Annotated in this window: 23 protein-coding genes; 8 read left to right on the top strand and 15 right to left on the bottom strand. The window is 73.1% G+C overall.

Annotated elements, in window-relative coordinates; translation table 11 throughout:
- Positions 1 to 2 precede the first annotated feature (2 nt).
- From ACFQE5_RS08210 to shbA, 7 genes are all read right to left on the bottom strand, one after another.
- Positions 3 to 770 (bottom strand): spermidine synthase, encoded by a 768-nt coding sequence (locus tag ACFQE5_RS08210; RefSeq protein ID WP_379584230.1) that lies wholly within the window; start codon positions 768 to 770, stop codon positions 3 to 5.
- Between the two features lie 83 nt (positions 771 to 853).
- The gene (gene mltG / locus ACFQE5_RS08205) at positions 854 to 2,035 is read right to left on the bottom strand and encodes an endolytic transglycosylase MltG (RefSeq protein WP_379584229.1); all 1,182 of its coding nucleotides are present in this window, start codon (positions 2,033 to 2,035) and stop codon (positions 854 to 856) included.
- Between the two features lie 117 nt (positions 2,036 to 2,152).
- The gene (ruvX, locus tag ACFQE5_RS08200; RefSeq protein ID WP_379584228.1) at positions 2,153 to 2,602 is read right to left on the bottom strand and encodes a Holliday junction resolvase RuvX; all 450 of its coding nucleotides are present in this window, start codon (positions 2,600 to 2,602) and stop codon (positions 2,153 to 2,155) included.
- Between the two features lie 34 nt (positions 2,603 to 2,636).
- Positions 2,637 to 5,300: an alanine--tRNA ligase gene (alaS, locus tag ACFQE5_RS08195; RefSeq protein ID WP_379584227.1), complete on the bottom strand. Its 2,664-nt coding sequence runs from the start codon at positions 5,298 to 5,300 to the stop codon at positions 2,637 to 2,639.
- Positions 5,301 to 5,374: 74 nt separating this feature from the next.
- Complete coding sequence (locus tag ACFQE5_RS08190) at positions 5,375 to 5,680, bottom strand: hypothetical protein (RefSeq protein ID WP_379584226.1); 306 nt, start codon at positions 5,678 to 5,680, stop codon at positions 5,375 to 5,377.
- Positions 5,677 to 6,090 carry a DUF948 domain-containing protein gene (locus tag ACFQE5_RS08185; protein ID WP_379584225.1) on the bottom strand — a complete coding sequence of 138 codons (414 nt, stop codon included), beginning with the start codon at positions 6,088 to 6,090 and terminating at the stop codon, positions 5,677 to 5,679. Before ACFQE5_RS08185 ends, ACFQE5_RS08190 begins: the two co-directional genes overlap by 4 nt.
- A 72-nt stretch (positions 6,091 to 6,162) precedes the next feature.
- Entirely contained in the window at positions 6,163 to 6,783 is a 621-nt protein-coding gene (gene shbA, locus ACFQE5_RS08180) for an RNA polymerase sigma factor ShbA (protein ID WP_379584306.1), read from the bottom strand.
- A 697-nt stretch (positions 6,784 to 7,480) separates the two neighbouring features.
- Here shbA and ACFQE5_RS08175 point away from each other — a divergent pair.
- The gene (locus tag ACFQE5_RS08175; protein WP_379584224.1) at positions 7,481 to 8,701 is read left to right on the top strand and encodes an arginine deiminase; all 1,221 of its coding nucleotides are present in this window, start codon (positions 7,481 to 7,483) and stop codon (positions 8,699 to 8,701) included.
- Positions 8,702 to 8,743: 42 nt separating this feature from the next.
- The gene (locus ACFQE5_RS08170; RefSeq protein WP_379584223.1) at positions 8,744 to 9,106 is read left to right on the top strand and encodes a DUF488 domain-containing protein; all 363 of its coding nucleotides are present in this window, start codon (positions 8,744 to 8,746) and stop codon (positions 9,104 to 9,106) included.
- 20 nt (positions 9,107 to 9,126) lie between these two features.
- On the opposite strand, the gene ACFQE5_RS08165 is transcribed toward ACFQE5_RS08170, so the two are convergent.
- The gene (locus tag ACFQE5_RS08165; protein WP_379584222.1) at positions 9,127 to 10,497 is read right to left on the bottom strand and encodes a replication-associated recombination protein A; all 1,371 of its coding nucleotides are present in this window, start codon (positions 10,495 to 10,497) and stop codon (positions 9,127 to 9,129) included.
- Positions 10,498 to 10,640: 143 nt separating this feature from the next.
- On the opposite strand from ACFQE5_RS08165, the gene ACFQE5_RS08160 reads away from it, so the two are divergent.
- Together ACFQE5_RS08160 and ACFQE5_RS08155 are read left to right on the top strand one after the other, a co-directional pair.
- Positions 10,641 to 11,129, top strand: coding sequence for an Lrp/AsnC family transcriptional regulator (locus ACFQE5_RS08160; RefSeq protein WP_379584221.1), 489 nt, complete (start codon positions 10,641 to 10,643; stop codon positions 11,127 to 11,129).
- Positions 11,126 to 12,280, top strand: coding sequence for an aminotransferase class I/II-fold pyridoxal phosphate-dependent enzyme (locus tag ACFQE5_RS08155; RefSeq protein WP_379584220.1), 1,155 nt, complete (start codon positions 11,126 to 11,128; stop codon positions 12,278 to 12,280). The genes ACFQE5_RS08160 and ACFQE5_RS08155 overlap by 4 nt, the downstream gene beginning before the upstream one ends.
- A gap of 504 nt (positions 12,281 to 12,784) precedes the next feature.
- Here ACFQE5_RS08155 and ACFQE5_RS08150 read toward each other — a convergent pair.
- From ACFQE5_RS08150 to aspS, 3 genes are read right to left on the bottom strand one after another with little or no spacing between them, the layout of a single operon-like run.
- Positions 12,785 to 13,978 (bottom strand): hypothetical protein, encoded by a 1,194-nt coding sequence (locus ACFQE5_RS08150; RefSeq protein WP_379584219.1) that lies wholly within the window; start codon positions 13,976 to 13,978, stop codon positions 12,785 to 12,787.
- 11 nt (positions 13,979 to 13,989) lie between these two features.
- Positions 13,990 to 14,931 (bottom strand): DUF389 domain-containing protein, encoded by a 942-nt coding sequence (locus ACFQE5_RS08145; RefSeq protein WP_379584218.1) that lies wholly within the window; start codon positions 14,929 to 14,931, stop codon positions 13,990 to 13,992.
- Positions 14,932 to 14,940: 9 nt separating this feature from the next.
- Positions 14,941 to 16,728 (bottom strand): aspartate--tRNA ligase, encoded by a 1,788-nt coding sequence (aspS, locus tag ACFQE5_RS08140; RefSeq protein ID WP_379584217.1) that lies wholly within the window; start codon positions 16,726 to 16,728, stop codon positions 14,941 to 14,943.
- A 66-nt stretch (positions 16,729 to 16,794) separates the two neighbouring features.
- On the opposite strand from aspS, the gene ACFQE5_RS08135 reads away from it, so the two are divergent.
- Both ACFQE5_RS08135 and ACFQE5_RS08130 read left to right on the top strand, forming a co-directional pair.
- Entirely contained in the window at positions 16,795 to 17,334 is a 540-nt protein-coding gene (locus ACFQE5_RS08135) for a gluconokinase (RefSeq protein ID WP_379584216.1), read from the top strand.
- Positions 17,322 to 18,653, top strand: coding sequence for a YibE/F family protein (locus ACFQE5_RS08130; RefSeq protein ID WP_379584215.1), 1,332 nt, complete (start codon positions 17,322 to 17,324; stop codon positions 18,651 to 18,653). The genes ACFQE5_RS08135 and ACFQE5_RS08130 overlap by 13 nt, the downstream gene beginning before the upstream one ends.
- A 57-nt stretch (positions 18,654 to 18,710) precedes the next feature.
- Here ACFQE5_RS08130 and ACFQE5_RS08125 read toward each other — a convergent pair whose 3' ends face one another.
- The 3 genes from ACFQE5_RS08125 to ACFQE5_RS08115 all read right to left on the bottom strand — a co-directional run bounded on the left by ACFQE5_RS08125 (position 18,711) and on the right by ACFQE5_RS08115 (position 21,319).
- Positions 18,711 to 19,280, bottom strand: a complete 570-nt coding sequence (locus ACFQE5_RS08125) for a class I SAM-dependent methyltransferase (RefSeq protein WP_379584214.1) — start codon at positions 19,278 to 19,280, stop codon at positions 18,711 to 18,713.
- 72 nt (positions 19,281 to 19,352) lie between these two features.
- On the bottom strand, positions 19,353 to 20,624 hold the full coding sequence (gene hisS, locus ACFQE5_RS08120; RefSeq protein ID WP_379584305.1) for a histidine--tRNA ligase: 1,272 nt from the start codon (positions 20,622 to 20,624) through the stop codon (positions 19,353 to 19,355).
- 5 nt (positions 20,625 to 20,629) lie between these two features.
- A complete protein-coding gene (locus ACFQE5_RS08115; RefSeq protein ID WP_379584213.1) occupies positions 20,630 to 21,319 on the bottom strand; it encodes an MBL fold metallo-hydrolase in 690 nt (229 codons plus the stop codon).
- A 71-nt stretch (positions 21,320 to 21,390) separates the two neighbouring features.
- On the opposite strand from ACFQE5_RS08115, the gene ACFQE5_RS08110 reads away from it, so the two are divergent.
- A complete protein-coding gene (locus ACFQE5_RS08110) occupies positions 21,391 to 21,705 on the top strand; it encodes a Rieske (2Fe-2S) protein (RefSeq protein ID WP_379584212.1) in 315 nt (104 codons plus the stop codon).
- 72 nt (positions 21,706 to 21,777) lie between these two features.
- On the top strand, positions 21,778 to 22,620 hold the full coding sequence (locus ACFQE5_RS08105; RefSeq protein WP_379584211.1) for a peptidylprolyl isomerase: 843 nt from the start codon (positions 21,778 to 21,780) through the stop codon (positions 22,618 to 22,620).
- A gap of 33 nt (positions 22,621 to 22,653) precedes the next feature.
- On the opposite strand, the gene ACFQE5_RS08100 is transcribed toward ACFQE5_RS08105, so the two are convergent.
- Complete coding sequence (locus ACFQE5_RS08100; protein ID WP_379584210.1) at positions 22,654 to 24,006, bottom strand: MBL fold metallo-hydrolase; 1,353 nt, start codon at positions 24,004 to 24,006, stop codon at positions 22,654 to 22,656.
- Between the last annotated feature and the right edge of the window lie 154 nt (positions 24,007 to 24,160).

Genomic DNA, 24,160 nt, shown 5'->3' with positions numbered 1-24,160 from the left:
GCTCAGGGCGCGCGGCGGTCCGGCCTGCCGAAGAATCCGGGTGGTGGAACCGGTGAGGGGCGGGCCGTCCGGTCGGTCACGACCGGCGCCCCGGCGGCGAACCGATGCACCGCGCGGCCGTGTTCGACCCGCGCGGGGAACGGGTCACCGGCGGCCGCCCTGATCAGCGCGGCCAACGGCAGCGGCTCGCGGCCCGCCACGAGCACGAGGTTGCCGAACCGGCGTCCGTCCAGCACGGCAGGCGCGGCGATCACGGCCAGCTCCGGCAGCACCGCTCGGGCGGTCGCGACCTGCGCCCTGGCGAACTCCAGCCGCGCGCCGTCGGCCAGGTTCGCGGCGTACAGCCCACCGGGGGCGAGCACGCGGGCCGCGGCCCGGACGAACGCCACACAGGTCAGGTGCGCCGGGATCCGCGCACCCGCGTACACGTCCACGACCAGCACATCCACCGAGGCGTCCGGTAACCGCTCGAGCTCGGCGCGAGCGTCCCCGATCGACACCTGGAGACCCACCCCGTCCGCGGGCAGCCGGGCGGCGACGAGCTCGGCCAGCGCGCCGTCGAGCTCGACGATCCGCTGGCCGGACCCGGGCCGCGTCGCCGCGACGTACCGCGGCAGCGTCCACGCCCCACCCCCCAGGTGCAGCACGCGCAGGGGGGCGGTGGGCGGGCCCGCGGCGTCGATGACGTGGCCGAGGCGGCGGACGTACTCGAACTCGAGGTGCGTCGGGTCGGTCAGATCGACATGCGACTGGGCGGTGCCGTCGACCAACAGCGTCCAGGACAGGGGACGGGCGGGATCCTCGACCAGCTCGGCGATGCCGTGGTCGACCTCGGCACGGATGAATCGAGCGATCAGAACGCTCCGTTGGCGATCGCCTGCCGCACGTTCTCCTGATGCTCGGCCAGCGAGGTGCTGAAGCAGGACGCTCCGGACTGCTCGCAGCGCACGAAGAACGTCCACGGGCCCGGTGCCGGGTCGAGTGCGGCGGCCACCGCTGTGGTGCCTGCGGCGGCGATGGGCGTCGGCGGCAGCCCGGCGACCGCGTAGGTGTTGTAGGGGCCCACCTGCGCCCGCGCGGCCGCGGTGGTCCGCAGCGCCTGCACGTCGAGCGGGTAGTTCACCGTGGAGTCGAGCTCGAGCCGCTGGCCGGTGTCGAGGCGGTTGTAGACCACCCTGGCCACCTTGGACATGTCCGGTGTGATCGCTTCCTTCTCCACCAGCGACGCGATCACGAGGACCCGATAGGGATCGAGCCCCATGGCGCGGGCCCCGCCGACGATGCCGGTGGCGTCCAACCGGGCCACCGACACCACGAGCACGCTGCGCAGCACATCGACCGCGGGGGTGCCCGGCGCGACGGTGTAGACGCCCGGCATGAACAGGCCCTCCAGGCGGCGGCCCGGGTCGGCCCGGCGGACGTCGGCCAGTGCCCAGGTCGGCACCCCCAGCTCGGCGGGGTCGGTCTGGGCCATCGCCTGCCGCAGCTCCTCGACGCTCACACAGTCCCGCCTGCCGTCGAAGACCGCGCAGCTGGCCTGCGAGATCTGGGTGAGGACGCCGGGGGTGACGGCGCCACCCGGGGCGCGGGTGTCGTCGAGCTGGACGCCGCCACGGATGTCGAGCTGCCCCACCCGCGACGCGGGGTCGAGCAGCGTACTGACCGCGGCCGCACCCGACATCTTCCGGCGCATCTGGTAGTAGCCGGGCTGCACGGAACGGATCCGGTCGTTCTTCGCCGCGGCATTCGTGAACGCCTTGACGTTGGCCACCACCCCGCGCTCGGCGAGCATCTGCCCGATCCGGGTGGTGGTGTCGCCGTCGGCCACCCGGACGACGACATCACCCTCACCGGAACCGTGGTAGTCCTCGTTGAACCAGCCGAGCATCAGGGCGCCACCACCGGCCCCGATGCCGAGCAGGACGAGCAGGGCCAGGACCACCAGGCCGGCCCGGCGCCGACGGCGACGGGCCCGCGCGCGCATCTCCGCTCGCCGGACGGCGAGCTGTGCCAGACGGGTCGGAACGGTATCCACCCGCTCACTCACGGATCGGCCACGGGGCGGGACTGCACGCGGTTCACGATCTGTGAGCGTATCGGCAAGGCGCCCACCGGACTCGGCGGAGGGCTCGGCGCACTCCGCTGCCGTGGTTCACCGGCGTCGGGCGTCGAGCCAGCCCTGCAGGATGCCCACCGCCGCAACCTGGTCGACGACCGCCCGTTGCTTGCGCGCCGTGACCCCGCGATCGCGCAGCTGCCGGGTGGCGATGACCGAGGTGAGCCGCTCGTCGGCCAGCGCGATCGGTACGTCGAGCACGCCGGCCAGCGCGGCCGCGAACGCCTGCGCCGCCTCCGCGGCGGGTCCCTCACGACCGGCCAGGGTGCGCGGCAGCCCCACGATGACCTGAACGACCTCATGCTCGGCGACCAGATCGGCGATCGCCCTCAGGTCGGCCCCGCCGCCCGCCTCGATCGGCACCGGGTCGCGCGCGATGGTCGCGAGCGGGGTCGCCAGCACACCGTCGGGGTCACTCAGCGCAACGCCGATCCGCACCATCCCGACGTCGATCCCGAGCCGCCGCCCCCGACCGGGCCCGCTCACCGCGGCCCGTCCCGCCGGGTGCCCGCCACGCGCCTCATGCGGCGGCCACGGCGCCGCGGAGCGCGTCGATCGCCGCCGCAACACCGGATGGGTCGCTGCCCCCGCCCTGGGCCAGGTCCGGTTTGCCGCCACCGCGCCCCCCGACCGCCGGGGCGAACGCCGGGACCAGCCTGCCCGCGGCCAGCCCCCGGTCCCGCGCGGCCGCCGTGGTGGCCACCACGAACGAGACCTTGTCGCCGTCGGCGGAGAACAGCGCGACCACCCCCGGACGGGCCCCCAGCCGCCCGCGGATGTCGCTGGCCAACGCGCGCAAGTCGTTGCTGCTCAGGCCCTCCGGCGCGGCGACCGCCACCAGCGCGATCCCGTTCACGTCCTCCGCCCGGTCGGCGAGCGAAGCCGCCGAGGCGAGTACGGCCTCGGCCCGCACCTTCTCCAGCTCCCGTTCGGCGACCCGGAGCCGCTCGACGATCCCCCCGATACGCTCGGGCAGCTCCTCGGGCCGCGCCTTGAACTGCTCGGCGAGCTGGGAGACCAGCACGTGCTCGCGAGCCAGGAAGCGGAACGCGTCCAGTCCGACGAGGGCCTCGACGCGGCGCACACCGGACCCGATCGAGGCCTCCGACAGGAGCTTGACCAGCCCCAGCTGCCCGGAGCGGCGAACGTGCGTTCCACCGCAGAGCTCGCGGGAGTAGTCACCGATCTCGACGACCCGCACCGCGTCGCCGTACTTCTCGCCGAACAGCGCGAGGGCGCCGAGCCTGCGCGCCTCGTCCTGGCTGGTGACGAACGCACGCACCTCGTAGTCATTGGTGAGAACGGCGTTCACCTCGTCCTCGACCTCGGACAGCACCGATGCGGGCACCGCTCCGCCGGGAGAGGTGAAGTCGAACCGCAGCCTGCCGGGCGCGTTGAGCGAACCGGCCTGGGCGGCGGCGTCCCCGAGGTGCCTGCGCATCCCGGCGTGCACGAGGTGGGTGGCCGAATGCGAGCGGGAGATCGCGGCGCGCCGGGACGGGTCGACCTCCGCCTGGACCACCGAACCGACCGTGGCCTCGCCCTCGCGCACCGTGCCGCGGTGCACGATCAGCCCGGTGACCGGCGACTGCACGTCGGAGACGGCGATGGCGAACCCGTCGCCCCGGATGACACCGGTATCGGCCTGCTGGCCGCCGCCCTCGGCGTAGAACGGGGTGCGGTCGAGGACGACCTCCACCGCGCTGCCCGCGTCAGCCGCGGGCACCCCCGCCCCGTCGGCGATCAGCCCGACGATGCGCGCCTCGGCGGCGAGGTCGCGGTAGCCGAGGAACTCGGTGCCCCCACCGGCATCCAGCACCGCGCGGTAGGCCTGCGCGTCGGCGTGACCGGTCTTGCGGGCGGCGGCGTCGGCCTTGGCCCGCGCCCGCTGCTCGGCCATCAACGCGCAGAAGCCCTGCTCGTCGACGGTCAGGCCGGCCTCGGCGGCCATCTCGAGGGTGAGGTCGATCGGGAAGCCGTAGGTGTCATGCAGCTGGAACGCCTTGTCCCCGGCCAGTTGGGTGGCCCCACCCGTCTTCGTCTCGGCCACCGCCAGATCGAAGATCCGCGACCCCGCGGTGAGCGTGGCCAGGAAGGCCTCCTCCTCGGCGCGGACCACCGCGGAGATCCGTTCGAAATCGGTGACGAGCTGCGGGTAGGACGGGGCCATCGCGTCCCGGACGACCTCGGCGTAGGAGTTCAGGACGGGCTCCTGGACGCCGAGCAGTCGCGAGGCGCGCACGATCCGGCGCAGCAGGCGGCGCAGAACGTAGCCGCGCCCCTCGTTGGACGGCGTCACACCGTCACCAATGATCATGACCCCGGACCGCGCGTGGTCGGCGATGACCCGGAACCGCACGTCGTCGCCGTGGTCGGCGCCGTAGCGGCGGCCGGAGAACTCCTCGGCGCGGGCGATCACCGGGCGCACGAGGTCGGTCTCGTAGACGTTCTCGACGCCCTGGAGCAGGTACGCGACCCGCTCGACCCCCATCCCGGTGTCAATGTTCTTGTTCGGCAGCTCCCCGATCGGCGGGTGCCCGTCCTTGGGCGAGCGCTCGCCGCGCACGTCCTGCATGAAGACGAGGTTCCAGATCTCCAGGTAGCGGTCCTCGTCGACGACCGGACCGCCCTCGGCGCCGTGCTCGGGGCCCCGGTCGAAGTAGATCTCCGAGCAGGGTCCGCCGGGCCCGGGAACGCCCATGTCCCAGTAGTTGTCCTTGCCACTGCGGCGCTGGATCCGCTCGGCCGGAATACCCGCGATGGAGCGCCACAGCTCGGCGGCCTCGTTGTCGTCCAGGTAGACGGTGACCCAGATCCGGTCCGGGTCGAACCCGTAGCCTCCCTCGGACTGCGGGCCCGTGACCAGCTTCCAGGCGTGCTCGATCGCGCCGGCCTTGAAGTAGTCGCCGAAGGAGAAGTTGCCGGCCATCTGGAAGAACGTGTTGTGCCGGGTGGTCTTGCCGACCTCGTCGATGTCGCCGGTGCGAACGCACTTCTGGATCGAGGTGGCCCGGGGGTAGGGCGGCGGTGCCTCGCCGAGGAAGTACGGCTTGAACTGCACCATCCCGGCGTTGACGAACAGCAGGGTCGGGTCGTCGAGGATCAACGAGGCGCTGGGCACGCGGGTGTGCCCGGCGTCGGTGAAGTACTGGGTGAACCGGCGGGCGATCTCATGGGTCTGCACGGGCGAACGACTCTCTGCGGGATATGGACGTCGGATGCGGCGGCGGCAGGGCGGCCACCGGCCCGGAGACCGTTCTACCGCCCCGCCCGACGCGCTCGCACGGTGGGCCGGTCCGGTTCCTCGGCCAGCGCGTCGGACAGCGTCGGGACGACGGTGCCGGTCTGCCGCTCGACGAGGTCGGCGAGCTCCCGTTCCCGGGCCATCATCCCCGCACGTACCTCGGCACCGAAGGCGCCCAGCCCCGCTCCGAGCTCGCGCAGTCCATCGGCGATGTTGGCCCCGACCCCGGCGGGGGTGAGGTTCTGCGCTGCCTGGGTAGCACGGCGGGCGGCGTAGGCCCCGGCGGCGACCCCGAGCCCGAGCCAGAACAGCCGCTTCATCTGTTCCTCCGCCGCCTGCCCCGGCCACCCGCGCGCAGCGCATGCGCACCGGCGTCCTTGCCCGCCCTGCGGGCCTTGATGGCCTTGTTGAGACCGTACGAGAAGGCGGCGGCGCGCACCAGCGGGCCGCCGAGGGTCGCGGTGAACAACGACGTCAGCACCGAGACGTTGCTCGAGACCGTGCGAGCGTTGGACGTGATGCCATCGACCCGTTCCAGCTGGGTGTTGACCTGTTGCAGGGTCGTCTGCGCATCGGTCAGCAGCGGAGCGCTGCCCTCGTGCGCCTTGCGGATCGCAAGGGTCGCCTCGTCGAGGGTACGGCCGAGCTTGAGCAACGAAACCGCCAGAAACACCACGAGGACCACGAAGGCTCCTGCGGCGATCAGCGCGGCGATCTGACCAGCCGACACGTGCCCTCCCTGTGCCCGACCGACGAGGTGAGTTGATCGTCGAACAGGGTACCCCCGGCCCCCGAGGTGGGCTCAGCAGACCCAGGAATCGATGGGTTCGAGATGTTCGGGGCCGTCGTCGGCGGCCGGCGGCGCCACCTTCTGGCAGCGCAGGTACTCACGCAGCCGGCCGAGCGCACGGTGCTGGGTCACCCGCACCGCTCCCGGGGTCGACCGCACCGCCTGCGCCGTCTCCTCCGCGTTGAGGCCCACGGCCAGCCGCAGCACGATCACCTCCCGCTGCCGGGGAGTCAGGACGTGCAGCAGTTCCCCGACCCGTTCGCCGAGCTCCCGCGACAGCACCCGACTCTCCGGCCCGCGGTCGCTGACGACGACGTCGGGAACCTGGGCGACGGGTTCGGACTGGTTGCGCCCGATCGCCCGGTACGCGTCGGTCACCTTGTGGGCGGCGATGCCGTACACGAAGGCACGGAACGACAGGCCTTTGACCTGGTAGGTCGGCAGCGCGCTGACGACCGCCAGACAGACTTCCTGGGCGACGTCGTCGGCGGAGCCGATCGGCGTCTCCTGGCGACCGAGCCGGGCTCGGCAGTACCGCAGCGCCAGCGGGTGGACCTCGGTCAGCAGCGCGGCGCGGGCGGCGGGGTCACCGCCGACCGCGGCACCGATGAGCGACTCGAGCCGGGCCGCCACCCGAGCGCCCGCGGTGGCCTCCTCGGCCTCGGCGCCACCGCCTGGGCGTGCGGATGGATCGGCCCCGGTCGGCAGATCGGGCCCCTCCTCGGCACCGAGGCCCGCGGGCCCAGCCGATGGGCCCGCGCCGTCACCCTGGTGGTCGGCGCTCCCCGCGTTCGTGATCATCGTCGGCCCCCCTCCCCACGACCCGGCCGGCACGGCCGTGCCGTGACCCCCCGTCCCGGCGTCGTCCACCGAAGCCGGTGGTCCGTGTTCGACAGACGCACCGTGGCCGCGCTGACGCATTCGGGTCCACGGGCGTCCCCATGGCGCCTGATGTCCGCTGTGCCCCGCGTACGTCAGGCGTATGCCGTTCATGTGACTTTAATCAGTTTGGGTGAAGCCCACACGGGAGTCAAGGCAGGATGATCCCAATCTCATCACTCTTCGCTCAACAAACCCCCTCAGATTCACGCGTTCGAGTGACATCGTGACACGACTCGCACACGAAGCGTAGTTGTCTCGGCATGCTCTGCTTCGCCCCGCGGCGGCGGTGTCGAGCACCTCGAGCCGCTCTCGACGGCCTCCGAAACGGCCTCCGAAACGGGTCCTCGCCAGCACCCGGTTCGTGCCGACGCGGCGTGGCGAACTCGGCGCGGAACGAACCGAGAGCCGTTCCCACCGCGGGCGGCCGACTTCGGCCACCATGAACGGCATGTACCGGGTGGACTCCGAGGTCGGCACGCTGCGCCAGGTCATCCTGCACCGGCCCGGTCTCGAGCTGAAGCGGCTGACCCCGGGCAACAAGGACCGGCTGCTGTTCGACGACGTGCTGTGGGTCCAGCGGGCCCAGGCCGAGCACGACACCTTCGTCGCGGTGCTGCGCGAGCACGGCGTCACCGTGCACCTGTTCGGTGATCTGCTGCGCCGCACCCTGGAGATCACCGAGGCGAGGAAGTTCATCCTCGACCGGATCTTCGACGAGCGGCTGTTCGGGCCGCTCGCGATCGACGCGCTGCGCAACTGCTTCGACGCGATGGACGCCCACACGCTCACCGACCACCTCATCGGTGGCATCACCAAGCGGGAGGTGCTCGACCGGATCGCCGAACCGCGGTCGATCGCCTTCCACGTCCTGGACCCGGACGATTTCGTGCTCGAGCCGCTGCCCAACCACCTCTACCCCCGCGACCCCTCGGCGTGGATCCACGGCGGGGTCGCGATCGGCAGCATGCGCAAGATCGCGCGGACACGCGAGACGATCCACTACGAGGCGATCTACCGGTGGCATCCGCGGTGGGAGGGCCAGCCGTTCACCGTGTGGTCCGACGGCCTGGCGGATGGCCCGGCGACCACCGAGGGCGGCGACATCCTGGTCCTGGGCAACGGCGCGGTGTTGGTCGGGCTGAGCGAACGCACGACCCCGCAAGGGGTCGAGCGGCTGGCCCGGCGGTTGTTCGCGGGCGGCGAGATCGACCGGATCGTGGCGGTCCGGGTTCCCCAGACGCGGGCCCTGATGCATCTCGACACCGTGCTGACCATGGTCGCCCCGGGGACGTTCGTGAAGTTCGCCGGGCTCGGCATGCTGCCGGCCTACACCGTGCGGCCGGGCGAGAGCGACAAGGAGATGGTGGTGACCGACCATCCCCCCGAGGGCATGCACGCCGCGATCGCCGACGCGCTCGGGCTGGACTCGATCCGGGTGCTCACCGCCGAGCAGGATGTGCACTCCGCCGAGCGCGAGCAGTGGGACGACGGTTGCAATGTGCTCGCCGTCGCGCCCGGTGTCGTGGTCGCCTACGAACGGAACGTCACGACGAACACCCACCTGTGCCGGCACGGGATCGAGGTGCTCGTGATCCCCGGCGGTGAGCTCGGACGCGGCCGCGGCGGGCCGCGATGCATGAGCTGCCCGGTACAGCGGGACCCGGTGTGACGCCTGTTGATCATCATGACCGATTGCCGGAAGGAGAACCACGTGGCCCCGACGGATGTGCAGGTACGCCGGATCTACCAGCAGCGCACGGCCCACGACGGCTACCGCGTGCTGGTGGACCGCCTCTGGCCGCGCGGGGTCGCGAAATCCGCCGCCGAGCTCGACGAGTGGTGCACGGTCGTCGCCCCGTCGACGCAGCTGCGCACGTGGTACGGCCACGACCCCGACCGCTTCGCCGAGTTCGGCCGGCGCTACCGCGCCGAGCTCCGGACGGCCGAGCCGTCCCGCGCGGTCGAGCAGCTACGGGCCCGCGCCCGGCAGGGAACACTGACTCTGCTGACCGCGACGAAGGACCCCGCCATCAGCGCGGCCGCGGTGCTCGCTGACGTGCTGCGCGAACGCTGACCCGCCGCAGGCCGCGCCGCTCACCCCGGCCGACCGCGGACGACCCGGCGCAGCTTCGGCAGCCGATCGGCCAGTGCCCGCTCGGCGCCGTGCCCGGTCGGCCGGTAGTAGTCGCGCCCCACCAGCGCGTCCGGCGGATACTGCTGGGGCAGGACGCCGCCGGGACCCTCGTGCGGGTACCGGTAGCCGACGGCGTTGCCGAGCTGCTGCGCCCCCGTGTAGTGCCCGTCCCGCAGGTGCGCGGGAACGGACCCCACGGCGCCGCCGCGGACATCGGCCATCGCGGCGTCGATGGCCGTGATCACCGCGTTGGACTTCGGCGCCGTGGCCAGGTGCAGCGTGGCCTGGGCCAGCGCGAGCCGCGCCTCGGGCATCCCGACGAGCTGCACCACCTGCGCGGCCGCCGTCGCCGCCTGCAGCGCGGTGGGATCGGCCAGACCGATGTCCTCGCTGGCGTGCACCATGAGCCTGCGGGCGATGAACCGCGGGTCCTCCCCCGCGACGAGCATGCGAGCCAGGTAGTGCAGCGCGGCGTCGGGGTCGGAGCCGCGGATGGACTTGATGAACGCGCTGATCACGTCGTAGTGCTGGTCGCCCGCGCGGTCGTAACGCACCGCCACCTCGGTGACGGCCCGTTCCACCGCGGGCACGTCGATCACGGTGGCGCCGTCGGCCAGCACCCCGTCGGCGGCGGCCTCCAACGCCGTGAGCACGCGCCGCGCGTCACCCCCGGCGAGCCGGACCAGGGCATCCTCGCCCTCCTCGCTCACCGTCACCGCGCCGCCCAGCCCTCGTGGGTCGGCGACCGCGCGGCGCAGCACCTCGCGCACCTCATCGACGTCGAGTGAACGCAGTTGCAGCACCAGCGAACGCGACAGCAGCGGCGCGGTCACCGAGAACGAGGGGTTCTCCGTCGTCGCCGCGACGAGCAGCACCACCCGGTCCTCGACCGCGCCGAGCAACGCGTCCTGCTGGGTCCGGGAGAAACGGTGCACCTCGTCGATGAACAGCACGGTCTGCTGGTCGAGCCGGTCGCGGCGGCGGCGGGCGTCGTCGATGACCGCGCGCAGTTCCTTGACCCCGGACGACAACGCCGAGAGGGCGACGAAGTGTCCGCTGCCGGCGCCTGCGAGCAGCCGGGCGATCGTGGTCTTCCCGGTCCCGGGCGGGCCGTAGAGCAGCACGGACGCCGCGGCCCCGCCCTCGGCGAGGCGGCGTAGTGGGGCCCCCGGCCGCAGCAGGTGGCGCTGGCCGACGACCTCGCCCAGCGAGCGTGGACGCATCCGGACGGCCAGCGGCGCCGTGGCCCGCGGCCGCGCGTCGGCGCCTCCGTCGGCCACCGCGGCTACCGGCTCGTCCAGCTCGAACAGCCCGTCCGCCTCTGTGGTCATCACCGTCCAGACTGCCATCCCGGTACGACGGGTCCGGCATCCGCCCGGGTCCCCGCCGGGCAGGGCCCGGCCCCCGGCGTTCCCCCGACCGGCCGCCCGACACCGTGCGGCGGTGGGCCGTCGCGGCGACGTAAGGTCGCAGGGTGCGGGAAATCCTCGAGTTGTTGGAGTCCGACGCCCGGCTGCCTCACGAGACGATCGCGACGATGACCGGGCTGCCGGTCGCCGAGGTCGAGGCCAGGATCGCCGAGTACGAGAAGACCGGCATCATCCGTCGCTACAAGGCGGTCGTGAACTGGGATGCGGTGCAGGGACAGCACGCCGAGTCGGTGACCGCGTTCATCGACGTCTCGGTGGCGCCCGCCCGCGGCGTCGGCTTCGACGACGTGGCGTTGCGGATCTCCCGGTTCGACGAGGTCCGCAGCGTCTATCTCGTCTCGGGCAGCCATGACCTGCGCTGCACCGTGGTGGGCAGCGACATCCGGGCGGTGAGCGACTTCGTCAGCCAGAAGCTCTCCACCATCGACCGGGTGCGGTCCACCGCGACGCATTTCGTGCTCAAGACGCACAAACGTGATGGCGACGTGTTCGCCGAGCCCGAGCCCGACCATCGGTTGCCGGTGACCCCGTGAAGCCGCTCAACGAGGTCATCGCGGCCTGCCCGCCCTCGGGCATCCGGCGGTTCTTCGACATCGCCGCCGAGCTGGACGACGTGATCTCCCTCGGCGTGGGCGAGCCCGACTTCGTCACGCCGTGGCGCATCCGTGAGGCCGGTATCTACGCCCTCGAACACGGTTACACCACCTACACGTCCAACTCGGGGCTGCCGCGGCTCCGCGAGCTCATCTGCGCGGATCTGGCGCACCGCTACGACGCGCACTATGCGTGGGACTCCGAGTGCCTCATCACCACCGGTGTGTCCGAAGGCCTCGACCTCACGCTGCGGGTGCTGCTCAACCCGGGCGACGAGGTGATCGTCCCGGAGCCCTGCTACGTGGCGTACGAGCCGTGCGTGGCGTTCGCGGGCGGCGCCGCGGTGCGGGTGCCGACCCGGTGGGAGGACGGTTTCGCCGTCGACACCGATCGCGTGGCCGCCGCGATCACCCCGGCCACCAAGGCGATCCTCATCGGCTCCCCGGCCAACCCGACGGGGGCGGTGCAGCCGCGAGCGGCGCTTCAGGCGTTGGTCCGCCTCGCCGAGCAGCACGACCTGTACCTGATCTCCGACGAGATCTACGACCGGCTCACCTACACCGGTACGCATACCTGCCTGGGCGCCCTGCCCGGGGCCCGGGAGCGGACGGTCGTGTTGGGCGGTTTCTCCAAGGCGCATGCGATGACCGGCTGGCGCGTCGGGTGGATCTGCGCGCCGCGGCCCATCGCCGAGCTGTGTGTGCGGGTGCACCAGTACACGATGCTGTGCGCGCCGCATGTCTCCCAGCTCGCCGCGGTCGAGGCGATGACGTCCGCCGAGGACGACGTCGTCGACATGGTCGCCGACTACGACCGGCGCCGCCGGGTGTTCGTCAAGGGCCTGCGCGAGATCGGGCTGGACTGCCCCGAGCCCGGCGGGGCGTTCTACGCCTTCCCGAGCATCCGGGGCTCGGGCCTGGACTCGGAGACCTTCGCGGAGCGGCTGCTCAGGCAGGAAGGGGTCGCGGTCGTGCCGGGCAGCGTGTTCGGTCCGTCCGGCGAGGGCCATATCCGCTGTTCCTACGCCACGGCACTACCGCTGCTCGAGGAGGCGCTCGGCCGGATCGACCGGTTTCTGCGCAGCCTGTGACGGGCTGCGTGGCATCCGGCCGCGTCACCGCGGCCTCGATCGGCCCCCACGGTGGGCCGGGACGCGGCGGGGCTCGGCGAGGACCGCGTGCAGGATGGCGGGGCCGAGATCTCGTCCGCGGCGCACCAACCACGGAACCCCGCGGACGGCCAGCCACGCCACCCGGTGCGCCGCGGTGACCCGGCGCCCGCCCTCGCTCCCTCCCGGGCCGAGTTGATCAGCACGGTCTCCTCGCCCAGCGCGTCCCGCAGCAGCGGGCCGACGCCGCGCCAGCCGCCCGGCACCGGATCGCCGAGGCCGACGGCGGTCGAGTCGCCGAGTATCGCGGGCACCCGGACGGATCGTCGCGGACAGGTGCGGCCCGGTGCGTCGGCCGGGGCGAGCAGCGGCTCGGCGGTCATGCGGAGAGGATCATGTCCGCGGATGTGCGGCCGGTGACGTCCCGGGGAGCGGCGGCGACACTCTCACCCCGGCTCCGATGACCCGCCCCTCGGGCCCCGGCTCTCAGGCCACGGTGCGCAGCGCGGGATAGACGGGCAGCGCGTCGGTCGCGGCGGCGAACCGCCCGCGCAGCGCGGCGACCACGGCCTCGGCCAGCTCCACGGTCGCGACGAGGCCCCCCGCGGCGGCCTGTTCGCCGGCCTGCCTCCAGTAGTGCGCGAGCGCGGTGCTGATCCGCGGCGAGCCGCCGGCATCGGGACCGATATGGCAGTCCCCGACCCGGATCCGCGGCAACAGCCACCAGGTGCACAGCCACACCCACAGCAGCTGAGCCTCCAGCAGCCTGCGGTCCAGCCGGGCCGGCTCGTCGAGGTCGGGCCACACGGCGACGATCTCGTCGCGCCACGCCTCCAGCATCGCCTCGCCCACGCCCTCCGGCAGGGCGAAGCTGGCCTCGCAACCGGGAAAGGGCACGCGGAAGTACACGGCGTCGAGGGCGACGTCGCGGAAGCAGCCGCCCTCGAAGTCGACGAACCGCACCCCCCGGCTGGTCACGAGATTGTTGTCCGGGCAGGTGTCCGACGGGCTGAACGCGCGGTAGCGGGTCCCGCCCAGCAGTCGCGCCGTGGCATGTGCCTGTTTGACGGCAGCGGCCGAGGCCGTCACGCCCAGCACCGACTCCAAGAGCTCGGGCAGTCCCGCGATCGCCGCGCGGGCGTCCTCGGCGACGGGGTCACGCCAGGCCCGCTCGCCGAGCCTGCGCAGCAGCGCGCCGAAGTCGTTCTCGCGCCCCGCGGTCGCGGCCTGCATCCGCCCCAGGCCCCGCGCCCAGCTGAGCAGGCAGCGCTGCGCGCTCGCGGCGTCCGAGGAGAACAGCTTGTCGGCGAGAGTGGAGCTGCGCCCGAGGTCCTCGAGCACCAGCAACCGGGCCTGCGGATCGTAGGCGATGATCTCGGGGCTGGGCCGGATCTCCGCGGGCAGCGCCGTGAACAGCTGACAGCTGGCCACCTCGTAGTGGAACGGGTCGGGCTGGTCGCGGTCGGGCCGGGCGATGTAGTGCTTCACGACCACCGTGCGCGGCATCGAGAACGGGTTGCGCACCACCCGCGCCCTGGCCACCACCGACCGGTCGCTTCCGCCGAGGTCCTCGGGTTCGGCCAGTACCACCGAGGAGCCGGATCGCCGGGTGAGCAGGCGTTCCGCAGCAGTCAGCGCGGCGAGTACGGGCCTGGGAAAGTCGGCCAGGTCACGAACCATCGTCCTTGACCCTACCCGGTGACGAACCACTTGCCGCTCCCCCGCCACGCTCGCGCGCGCGGAGACACCATCAGCACCACCACCGCAGCCACGACGATGCCGAGGATGTTGACGACGAGCTGGAGCGCCGCCTGCCAGGCGTCATCGAACCGCTGTTCGACCAGCGCGACCGAGGTGAACGCCGCGGCAGGCACCGTCGTCACCGAGATGAACACGCCGACCAGGATGGCGGACCTCGCCGAGGTGAGGGCGAGCATCCCGGCGGCGCCGGCGAGCAGGGCGATGATGAAGGAGAACGGGCCGACGCTGTAGATGAACCTGACCTGGTCCATCTGGTCGAGCGCCGCGGCGGGCAGCAGCCCGGTCGCGTCGAATGCGACGGTGGCCAGGGCCGTGATGATCATCGCCGTCGGGAAGCCGACCGCGAGCGCGACGCCCCCGCGGCGGATCAGGTCACCGCGGCGCAGCACCAGTCCCACCGCGACGGCGGCGAGCGCGCCGAACTCGGGACCGAGCACCATCGCCCCGACGACGGTGACGGGGGAGTCGGTGATCGCACCGATGGCCGCGAGCACGCACGCGATGGCCAGGAACACCTGGAAGGTCACGGTCAGCCGGGCCTCCTCCCCCGTGCGGGTGATCAACTCCTCCCAGATCACGGCGTCCGCCGGATCCCCGGGAACGGCCTGCTCCGCGGCGTCCGCGGCATCCGACAGCGTGGTGTCGATCGTCTCGAGCGTGATGCCCCCGCACCGCGGGACATCGAGGTGGCGCAGCGCCGCGAGCAGCTGGTCGGCCGCTTCCCGGGTGACATCGGCCTCGATGAGGTCACCCGGGGGCTGGACCGCGGTCCCGGGCTGGACCGTGATGTGCGTGACGCCCGGCTCGGTGAGCAGCACGTCCCGCACGGCGCCGGTTCGCTCCGGCGGACAGATCACCCGCAGATGCAGCATCCCGACGGGTTACCCCAGCGTCGGGACCGCCGGCGAGTCCGCGGGCTGCGCCGGCCGGGCGTCGACCCCCGCTTCCCGGCGCTGCTCGGCGGTGATCGGCGCGGGCGCGCTCGTCAGCGGGTCGAATCCGCCGCCGGTCTTCGGGAACGCGATGACGTCCCGCAGCGAGTCGGCCCCGGTCAGCAGCATGCAGATCCGGTCCCAGCCGAAGGCGATGCCGCCGTGCGGTGGCGGGCCGTACTGGAACGCCTCGAGCAGGAAGCCGAACTTCTCCCGCTGCTCCGTCTCGTCCATGCCCAGCAGCTCGAACACCCGCTGCTGCACGTCGCGGCGGTGGATACGGATCGAGCCCCCGCCGATCTCGTGGCCGTTGGCGACGATGTCGTAGGCGTGCGCGAGGGCCTGGTCCGGTGCCTGTTCGAACCGGTCGATCCACTCCTCGTTCGGCGCCGTGAACGGATGGTGCACGGCGGTCCAGCCGAGGTCGTCGCCCTTCTCGTCGCGCACCCGCTCGAACATGGGGGCGTCGATGACCCAGACGAACGCCCAGGCGTCCTCATCGATCAGGCCGACCCGGCGGGCGATCTCGACCCGGGCCGCGCCGAGCAGCGCGCGGGCGTCCGCCGGGTGCCCGGCGGCGAAGAAGATCGCGTCACCGGGGCTGGCGCCGACCGCCTTGGCCAGGCCGTCCCGCTCGGCCTCGGTGAGGTTCTTGGCGACCGGGCCGCCGAGCTCACCACCGGCGCTGATCGTCACGTACGCCAGCCCACGCGCGCCCCGCTGCCGCGCCCACTCCTGCCAGGCGTCGAACTGGCGCCGCGGCTGGTCGGCTCCCCCGGGCATGACCACGGCCCCGACGTAGGGGGCCTGGAACACCCGGAACCCGGTGTCCGCGAAGTAGTCGGTGAGCTCGGTGAGCTCGAGGCCGAACCGCAGGTCCGGCTTGTCGGTGCCATAACGCGCCATCGCCTCGGCGTAGGTCATCCGCGGGATCGGCAGCGGGATCTCGAATCCGGCGAGCTGCGACCACAGCGCCGCGATCACGGCCTCGCCGAGCTCGATGACGTCGTCCTGGTCCACGAAGCTCATCTCGATGTCGAGCTGCGTGAACTCCGGCTGACGATCGGCGCGGAAGTCCTCGTCGCGATAGCAGCGCGCGATCTGGTAGTACCGTTCGGCCCCGGCGACCATGAGCAGCTGTTTGAACAGCTGCGGGCTCTGCGGCAGGGCGTACCAGGAACCGGGACGCAGCCGGGCGGGCACCAGGAAGTCGCGGGCGCCCTCCGGGGTCGACCGGGTCAGCGTCGGCGTCTCGACCTCGACGAAGTCGCGCTCGTGCAGCACGGCGCGGGCGATCCGGTTGGCCTCGCTGCGCAGCCGCAGCGCGGCGGCCGCGGCGGGCCTGCGCAGGTCGAGGTAGCGGTACCGGAGCCGGACCTCCTCGCCGGCCTCGGTGTGCTCGTCGATCGGGAACGGCAACGGGGCCGACTCCGACAGAACGGTCAGCTCGGTGGCCAGCACCTCGATCTCGCCGGTGGCCAGCTCGGCGTTCTCGTTGCCGGCGGGACGACGCGCCACCTGCCCGGTGACCTGGACGACGAACTCGGACCGCAGGCGGTGCGCGCGCTGCGCCATCTCGCCCTCGCGGAAGACCACCTGGGCCGCGCCTGACCCGTCACGCAGATCGATGAAGATCACGCCTCCATGATCACGGCGGCGGGCCACCCACCCGGCGAGGGTCACGGACTGTCCGGTGTGCTCGGCACGCAGGGTGCCGGCGGGGTGGGTGCGCATCACAGACGGAAGGCTATCCGGGCGGCCCCGGCGCCCGGATAGCAGCCTTCGGTGCGCGACAGTGGGTGGATGGATGTCGAGCGGCAGACGGTCGCGGTGGTGATGGGGGTGTCCGGAGTCGGCAAGACGACAGTGGCCGCCGAACTGGCCCGGCGCACCGGTTGGGTGTCGCTGGAGGGCGACGACCTGCACACCGAGGCCAGCCGGCGAAGGATGGCAGCCGGTCGGCCGCTGACCGACGACGACCGCTGGCCGTGGTTGCGGCGGATCGCGGACTGGATCGGCGAACAGGAGTCCGCTGGACGCAGCGGTGTCGTCACCTGCTCCGCGCTTCGACGCAGCTACCGCGATCTGCTGCGCGCCGGCCATCCGTGCGTCTGGTTCGTCCATCTGGTCGCCGGACGCCCGGTGCTGGCGGACCGCCTGCGGCGGCGGCGCGGCCACTACATGCCCGCCGCGCTCCTCACCAGCCAGCTCGACACTCTCGAGGAGCTCCAGCCGGACGAGCCGGGGATCGCCGTGCCGGCGGACCGCGACACCGCGGTCGTGGTCGACCAGGTGCTGGGGGCGCTGCGGTCGCGCCCGGCCCTGCCAGGATGGCCCGGGTGAGTCTCGCTGAGCCTCCGGAGCCGCCCCGCGGCGGGACCGAGGGCCGCCACCGGCACCGCAGGCGCCGGGCCCGGGGGATGCCCGCGCCCCCCGGGCCCGTCGGCCTGCCCAGCCACGGGCACGGGCACGGGCACGGGCACGGACCCGCGGCCCCGGCCGGACGCCGGGTCCGCACGCTGATCGCGGCGCTGCTCATCCCGTGCGCTCTCGCGACCCTGGTCGGGCTGGTGCTGCTGCGTCCGACGACGGCACCGCCCACCGCGAAGGCCGGTGTCGAACAGCCGATCAACGCTCAGGTCGTCGCGGCTCAGCGGGCCGACTGCGTCCCCGGCTCCGGCGACGGCGGCTGCACCGGGCTGGTCGTGCGCATGGCGGGTGGCCCGCTGCCCGGACGGGACCTCGTGCAGCTCGTCCCGGTCGAGCCGACCACGCCGCGGTTCGCCGTCGGCGATGAGATCGTGCTGGCCTGGTCGGGCGCCGATCCGCTCGATCCAGGCTCCTACCGGGTCGCCGACTTCCAGCGCGGCGGTGCGCTGATCTGGCTGGCGGCGCTGTTCGCGGGGGCCGTGCTGCTGCTGGGCCGCTGGCGCGGGCTCGCGGCGCTGACCGGGCTGGGGCTGAGCTTCGTCGTCCTGCTGTGGTTCGTGATGCCCGCGATCCTGGCCGGCCGGGACCCGCTCGCCGTCGCCGTCGTCGGCTCCTGCCTGATCATGTTTCTGGTGCTGTACCTGGCGCACGGCCTGTCGGCCCGCACGTCGACGGCGGTGCTCGGAACGCTGCTGTCGCTCGGGCTGATCGGGCTGCTCGGCACCGTGTTCTCCGCCGTCGCCCGGCTCACCGGGCTCGACGACCAGAGCGCCAACCTCATCGCCACCCTCGACGCCCCGGTCGACGCACGCGGGCTGCTGCTGGCGGGCATCGTCATCGGCGCGCTGGGGGTGCTCGACGACGTCACGATCACCCAGACCAGCGCGGTGTGGGAGCTGCGCGCCGCCAACCCCGGCCTGGGCACCCGGGAGTTGTTCGCCGCCGGGATGCGGATCGGCCGCGACCACGTCTCCTCCGCGGTGAACACGCTGGTCCTGGCCTACGCGGGCGCCGCGCTGCCGTTACTGCTGCTGTTCAGCGTCTCCGGGCGATCCATCGGCCAGGTGCTGACCACCCAGGATGTGGCCACCGAGATCGTCCGGACACTGGTCGGCAGCATCGGCCTCGTCGCGTCGGTGCCGATCACCACGGCGCTGGCGGCGGCCGTCGCGGTGCAGGAGCAGCCCGGCGCGCGCACCGCACCGGAGCCCGGCGGCGCCCCCGCGAGGTGATCGGCGTTTCGGACCCGAGGGCCGCGGATCTCGCGGCTGGGGGCGCCGAAACACCGATCACCGGCCGGGTGGCGGCGCAGGCCGGGTCCGGGGTCGGCGCGCGACCAGATGCGCCTCGCCCGCGCCCTGCGCGTCGACCAGCACCTCGAGCTCGGCGAAGGCCGTGGCCAACTCGCCCGGCGCGGCGCGGAACGGCCCGGTACCGTCGCCGACCTGCGACAGCACCGTGACCATCAGCAGCCCGCCCGGGGCGAGCAGCGCGGCCATCGCCGGGTACAGCCGAGGATCGCGGAACCGCTGGCACACCACGAGGTCGTACGGACCCCGGCAGTCGTCCGGAACGCCGGCGTCCAGGTCGGCCTCGATCCAGGTCACGCTGACCCCGTGGCGCTGCGCCAGCCGCTCGCCCGCGGCGAGCCCGGTCCCGGACACGTCGACGGCCTCCACCGCGAACCCCTGCTGCGCCAGCCACACGGCGACCGCGCCCCGGCCGCACGCCAACTCCAGGGCCCGGCCGCCGGACGGCAGCAGGTCGAGCCGCCCACCCGGCGCGGCGGGGGGCCCGGGCGGACCGGCGTCGAGCCCGGCGTGCCTGGCGTCCCACCGCTCGCGGTCGCGCTCACTCACCGCCGGCCCACCCGTTCGGCCCCGCGCACCTGCGCTGCGGCGCGCGGGTCGGCAGGCGACGCCGGGGGCGGCTCATTGCCGGGCGAGGGCGGTGACGATCACGTCGACCGCCTCGTCGAGGGGCACCGCCCGCTGCTCCCCCGAGCCGAGGTCCTTGAGCGCGACGGTGCCGGCCACGAGATCACGATCGCCGAGGACCAGCGCGTAGCGGGCGCCGGACCGGTCGGCGGCCTTCATCGCACCCTTGAGCCCGCGCCCACCGTAGGCGAGGTCGACGCGCACCCCGGCGCCGCGCAGCCGCGCGGCGAGCACGACGAGGGCGCGCCGCGCGTCGTCCCCCAGCGGCACCCCGAACACCTCGACGCGCGGGGCGTCGTCGACGGGGAGTCCCTCGGCCCGGCAGGCCAGCAGCGTCCGGTCGACGCCGATGCCGAACCCGATGCCCGACAGCGGCTGCCCGCCGAGGACGGCCATCAGCCCGTCGTAGCGCCCGCCGCCGCCGATCCCGGACTGGGCGCCGAGGCCGTCGTGCACGAACTCGAAGGTCGTCTTCGTGTAGTAGTCGAGTCCGCGCACCATCCGCGGGTTCTCCACGTAGCCGACCCCGAGGTCGTCGAGATGCTGCTTGACGGCGGCGTGGTGGGCGGCCGAGGCGTCCGAGAGGTGGTCGATCAGCAGCGGCGCCTCGGCCAGCAGAGCCCGCACCTCGGGCCGCTTGTCGTCGAGCACCCGCAGCGGGTTGAGCTCGGCTCGGCGCCGGGTCGGCTCGTCGAGCGGGAGCCGGGCGAGGAAGGCCTGCAGCCGCTCGCGGTAGGCCGGACGGCACTCGGCGTCGCCCAGCGAGGTCAGTTCCAGGCGGTACCCGGTCAGGCCCAGCGACCGGAACCCCTCGTCGGCGACGGCGATGACCTCGGCGTCCAGCGCCGGGTCGGCCACCCCGATGGCCTCGACCCCGACCTGCTGCAGCTGCCGGTAGCGGCCGGCCTGCGGGCGTTCGTAGCGGAAGAACGGCCCCGCGTAGCGCAGCTTGACCGGTAGCCCGCCGCGGTCGAGGCCGTGCTCGATCACCGCCCGGACCACCCCCGCGGTGCCCTCCGGACGCAGCGTGACCGAGCGTTCGCCCCGGTCGGCGAAGGTGTACATCTCCTTGCTCACGACGTCGGTGGACTCGCCGACGCCGCGCGCGTAGAGCCCGGTGTCCTCGAACACGGGCAGCTCGATGTGCCCGTAGCCGGCGCGGTCGGCCGCGGTGAGCAGCGCGTCGCGGACCCGGACGAAACCGTCGCAGGGCAGATACTCCGGGATCCCCTTCGGAGCGGTGAAGGCCCGGGCCCCGTCGACCACGGCACTCACAGACCACGCCCCGGCGCCGGGGCCGCCAGCCCCTGCAGGAACGGGTTCGACGCGCGTTCTCGCCCGATGGTCGTGCTCGGGCCGTGGCCGGGCAGCACGAACGCCGAGTCGTCCCGGGTGAGCAGCCGGTCCCGGATGCTGGCCAGCAGCTGCTCGTGCGAGCCGCCGGGCAGGTCGGTGCGGCCCACCGAGCCGGCGAACAGCGTGTCGCCCGCCAGAATCACCTCGACTCCGTCCTCCGTCGGGGTCGAGAAGATCACCGAGCCCGGGGTGTGTCCGGGGGTGTGGTCGACGCGCAGGTCCAGGCCCGCGATCGAGAGCGTCGACCCGTCGTCGAGGTGACGCACCTCGCGCGGCTCGCGCAGCTCGAGGCGCCCCCCGAAGAACGCCGCCGACTCCGCCGAGATCCCCTTCAGCGGGTCGGCCAGCATCTCCCGGTCGTCGGGGTGGATCCAGGCCGGGATGTCATGGCCGTCGCAGACGGGCGCCACGGAGAAGGTGTGGTCGAAATGCCCGTGGGTGAGCAGCACCGCGACGGGGGTCAGCCGATGTTCGGCCAGCAGCTCCTGCAGCGGCTCGACGGCGTCCTGACCGGGGTCGACGACGATGCACGCCTCCCCGGCGTCGCGGGCGACGACGTAGCAGTTGGTCTGGAAGGCACCGGCCGGAAATCCTGCAACGAGCACGATCCCAGCGTAGCCACCGGGCTCGGGCCGGACCGCCGTTGACTCCCCTGCGCGCGCACGGGTGCACACTGATGCGTCGCCGGGACCCGCACCGACCAGGAGGTCCGCCGATCAGCACCGCCGCGGTCCCCGTCGGCGGCGGCATCGTCCTGCGCGGACCGGATGTCGTGATCACGCAGCCCACCGCGGGCACGTTCGTCGCGTTCAGCGCGATCTGCACCCACGAGGGCTGCCGGATCCACGCCGTGGCCGGCGGGACGATCAACTGCTTCTGTCACGGCAGCCGGTTCCGGATCAGCGACGGTGCCGTCGTCGGCGGCCCCGCACGCGATCCGCTCCCCCAGGTCCCGATCAGGGTGGCGGACGGCTCGATCGACCTGGGCTAACCGCCCCCGGGTTCCGCTCAGCACGGCTCGCTACGCTCCGCTGCACGCACGCGAGCAGGGAGGATGTCAGCAGTGGCGACGAACCAGATGCGACGCGAGGCAGCCAAGCGCAAGCTGGCGCGACAGCAGGAGCGGCGCGCCCTGCAGGCCAAACGACGCAAGCAGATCACGGTGATCACCTCGGCGGCGGTGGTCGTGGTCGTGGTCGTGGCCGTCGTGCTGCTGAGCACGCTGGGCGGATCGGGCAGCTCCGGCACCACCACCGAACCCGCCGCCGCAGCCGTCACCCCGGAGCACATCCCCACCGACGTCGCGCCGCTGCCCACCAGGCCCACGGCCCTGCCCGCGACGGTGACCTGCACCTATCCGGCGGGCGGAGCCGCCGCGAAGCAGGTTCAGGCACCGGCCACGACCGATATCAGCGCCCAGGGGACGGTGCCGGTGACGCTGCAGACCAATGTCGGCGCCATCGCGCTGACGCTGGACCGCGCACTTGCGCCGTGCACGGTGAACAGCTTCGTGAGCCTGGCCAGGCAGGGATATTTCGATGCCACCGGCTGTCACCGGCTCACCACGTCCGCTGGGCTGCAGGTGTTGCAGTGTGGCGACCCGACCGGAAGCGGGGCGGGTGGCCCCGGCTACACGTTCCCCGACGAGACCTTCCCCGAGCTGACGTACGGCCGCGGCCTGCTGGCGATGGCCAACGCCGGTCGCGACACCAACGGCAGTCAGTTCTTCATGATCTATGGCGACGCACAGCTGCCGCCGAACTACACGGTCTTCGGGTCGATCTCCGCCGAGGGACTGCAGGTGATCGATCGGATCGCCCGCGCCGGCCACGACGGTTCGCTGGATCCGAGCCCCGGCGGAGGCACGCCGGTGCAGCCGGTGACCATCGAGAAGGCGATCGTGTGATCGGTGGGCGGCGCCGCGGCCGGCGGGCGGGCCTCAGGCGGCCCGGCGCTCGGCGAGGGCCGCTCTGACGTCGGGCACGCCGCCTGCGCGCAGGACGACGGGGCGCAGCCCGGCGTCGGCCAGCAGCGTGGCGGCGATGGCCGCCCGCCTGCCGCTGCCGCAGGCGACCAGCACCGGGCGGTCGCGGTCGAGCTCGTCCGGAACGCCGTGGCCGGCCAGGTCGGCCAGGAACCGCACGACGGCCCCGTCGAGCGAACCCATGGCGACCTCGTGCGGCATCCGCACGTCGAGCACCTGCGCGTCCGGCTCGGCGGCCAGCTCGACGAACCGGGCGAGGTCGACCAGCTCGAACCGGGCGGTGGCCACCTCGGGTGAGGGGTCGCGCACCACGCCCCGCACGTCGTCCACCCCGATCCGGGCGAGTTGCGTGAGCGGTTCGGTGACATCCTGACCGGCGTCGGCGACCAGCACGATCGTCGCCTCGCGCGGCACCAGCCAGCCCACCCAGCTACCGAAGTCGTCGGCGAGTTCGACGCCCAGCGAGCCAGGCACGAACCCGTTCGCCTGCCGCTCGCGCGGGCGGACGTCGACCACGACGGTGCCCTCGGGCAGCTCGGCAAGGTCGGTCTCGGGCATGTCGGGCACCGCCGGGTCGGGCATCGGCGGAACCCCGAGGGTGTTCGCCGGGCTCTGGTAGCGGTAGAAGGCGGGGATCGGCATCGGCTGGCCGAGCAGGCGGTCGGCGAACGCCTCCGCGTCGGGCAGCTTCAGCAGCGGGTTGGTGTCGATCTCGTCGCCGATCGACGAGGTGTAGCGACCGGCTCCGGTCACGGTGCAGAACGAGCCCTCACCGTGCGTCGGGTACAGCCCGACCTGCCGCGGCAGCTCCGCCAGCCGGTGGACCGAACCGTGCTGGAGCACCGCCAGGCTGTGCGCGCGCTCCGGCCCGAGCAGGTCCGGGCGCCCCGCGGCCCCGACGAGCAGGCTGCCGCCGGAGAACACCGCCACCGGCACACCGTCGATCAGCACGACGTAGCTGGTGTGTTCGGGCGTGTGGCCCGGGGTGTGCAGCGGGCGCACGACCAGACCGTTCCCGCCGTCGATGTCCTCCCGGTGGAACGCCGGGGTGCTCGGGTACGCGGGGGCCGCGGCGGCAGGCAGGACGAGCTCGGCACCGGTGCGCCGGGCGGCCTGCTCCGCACCCGAGTGGTAGTCGTTGTGCAGATGCGTTTCCAGCACGAACCGCAGTTCGACGTCCCGCTCGGCGGCGGCCGCGAGGAACCGGTCGATGTCGCGCTGGGGGTCGACCAGCACCCCGCGGCCGTCGTGCACCAGCAGGTACGTCTGGTCGCCCAGGCCCGGGGTCCGGAAGGGAACGATCTCCATCCTGCGTCCTCCAGTCGAGTTCGCCGGGGTCATCCCGGCTCCTACCCCGTCAAGTCCGGATAAAGGTCCGTACATTTCATCGACGACGGTGACCCTCCTCACCGCCCCGGGCGCACCGGCACCGTCGCCTCGCAGGACCCGGCGGACGAGGCGA

This window comes from Pseudonocardia hispaniensis, from assembly GCF_042658695.1.
Lineage (GTDB): Bacteria > Actinomycetota > Actinomycetes > Mycobacteriales > Pseudonocardiaceae > Pseudonocardia > Pseudonocardia hispaniensis.
The sequence above is the reverse complement of the archived record's forward strand: the minus strand, read 5'-3'. Positions and strand labels throughout refer to the sequence as shown.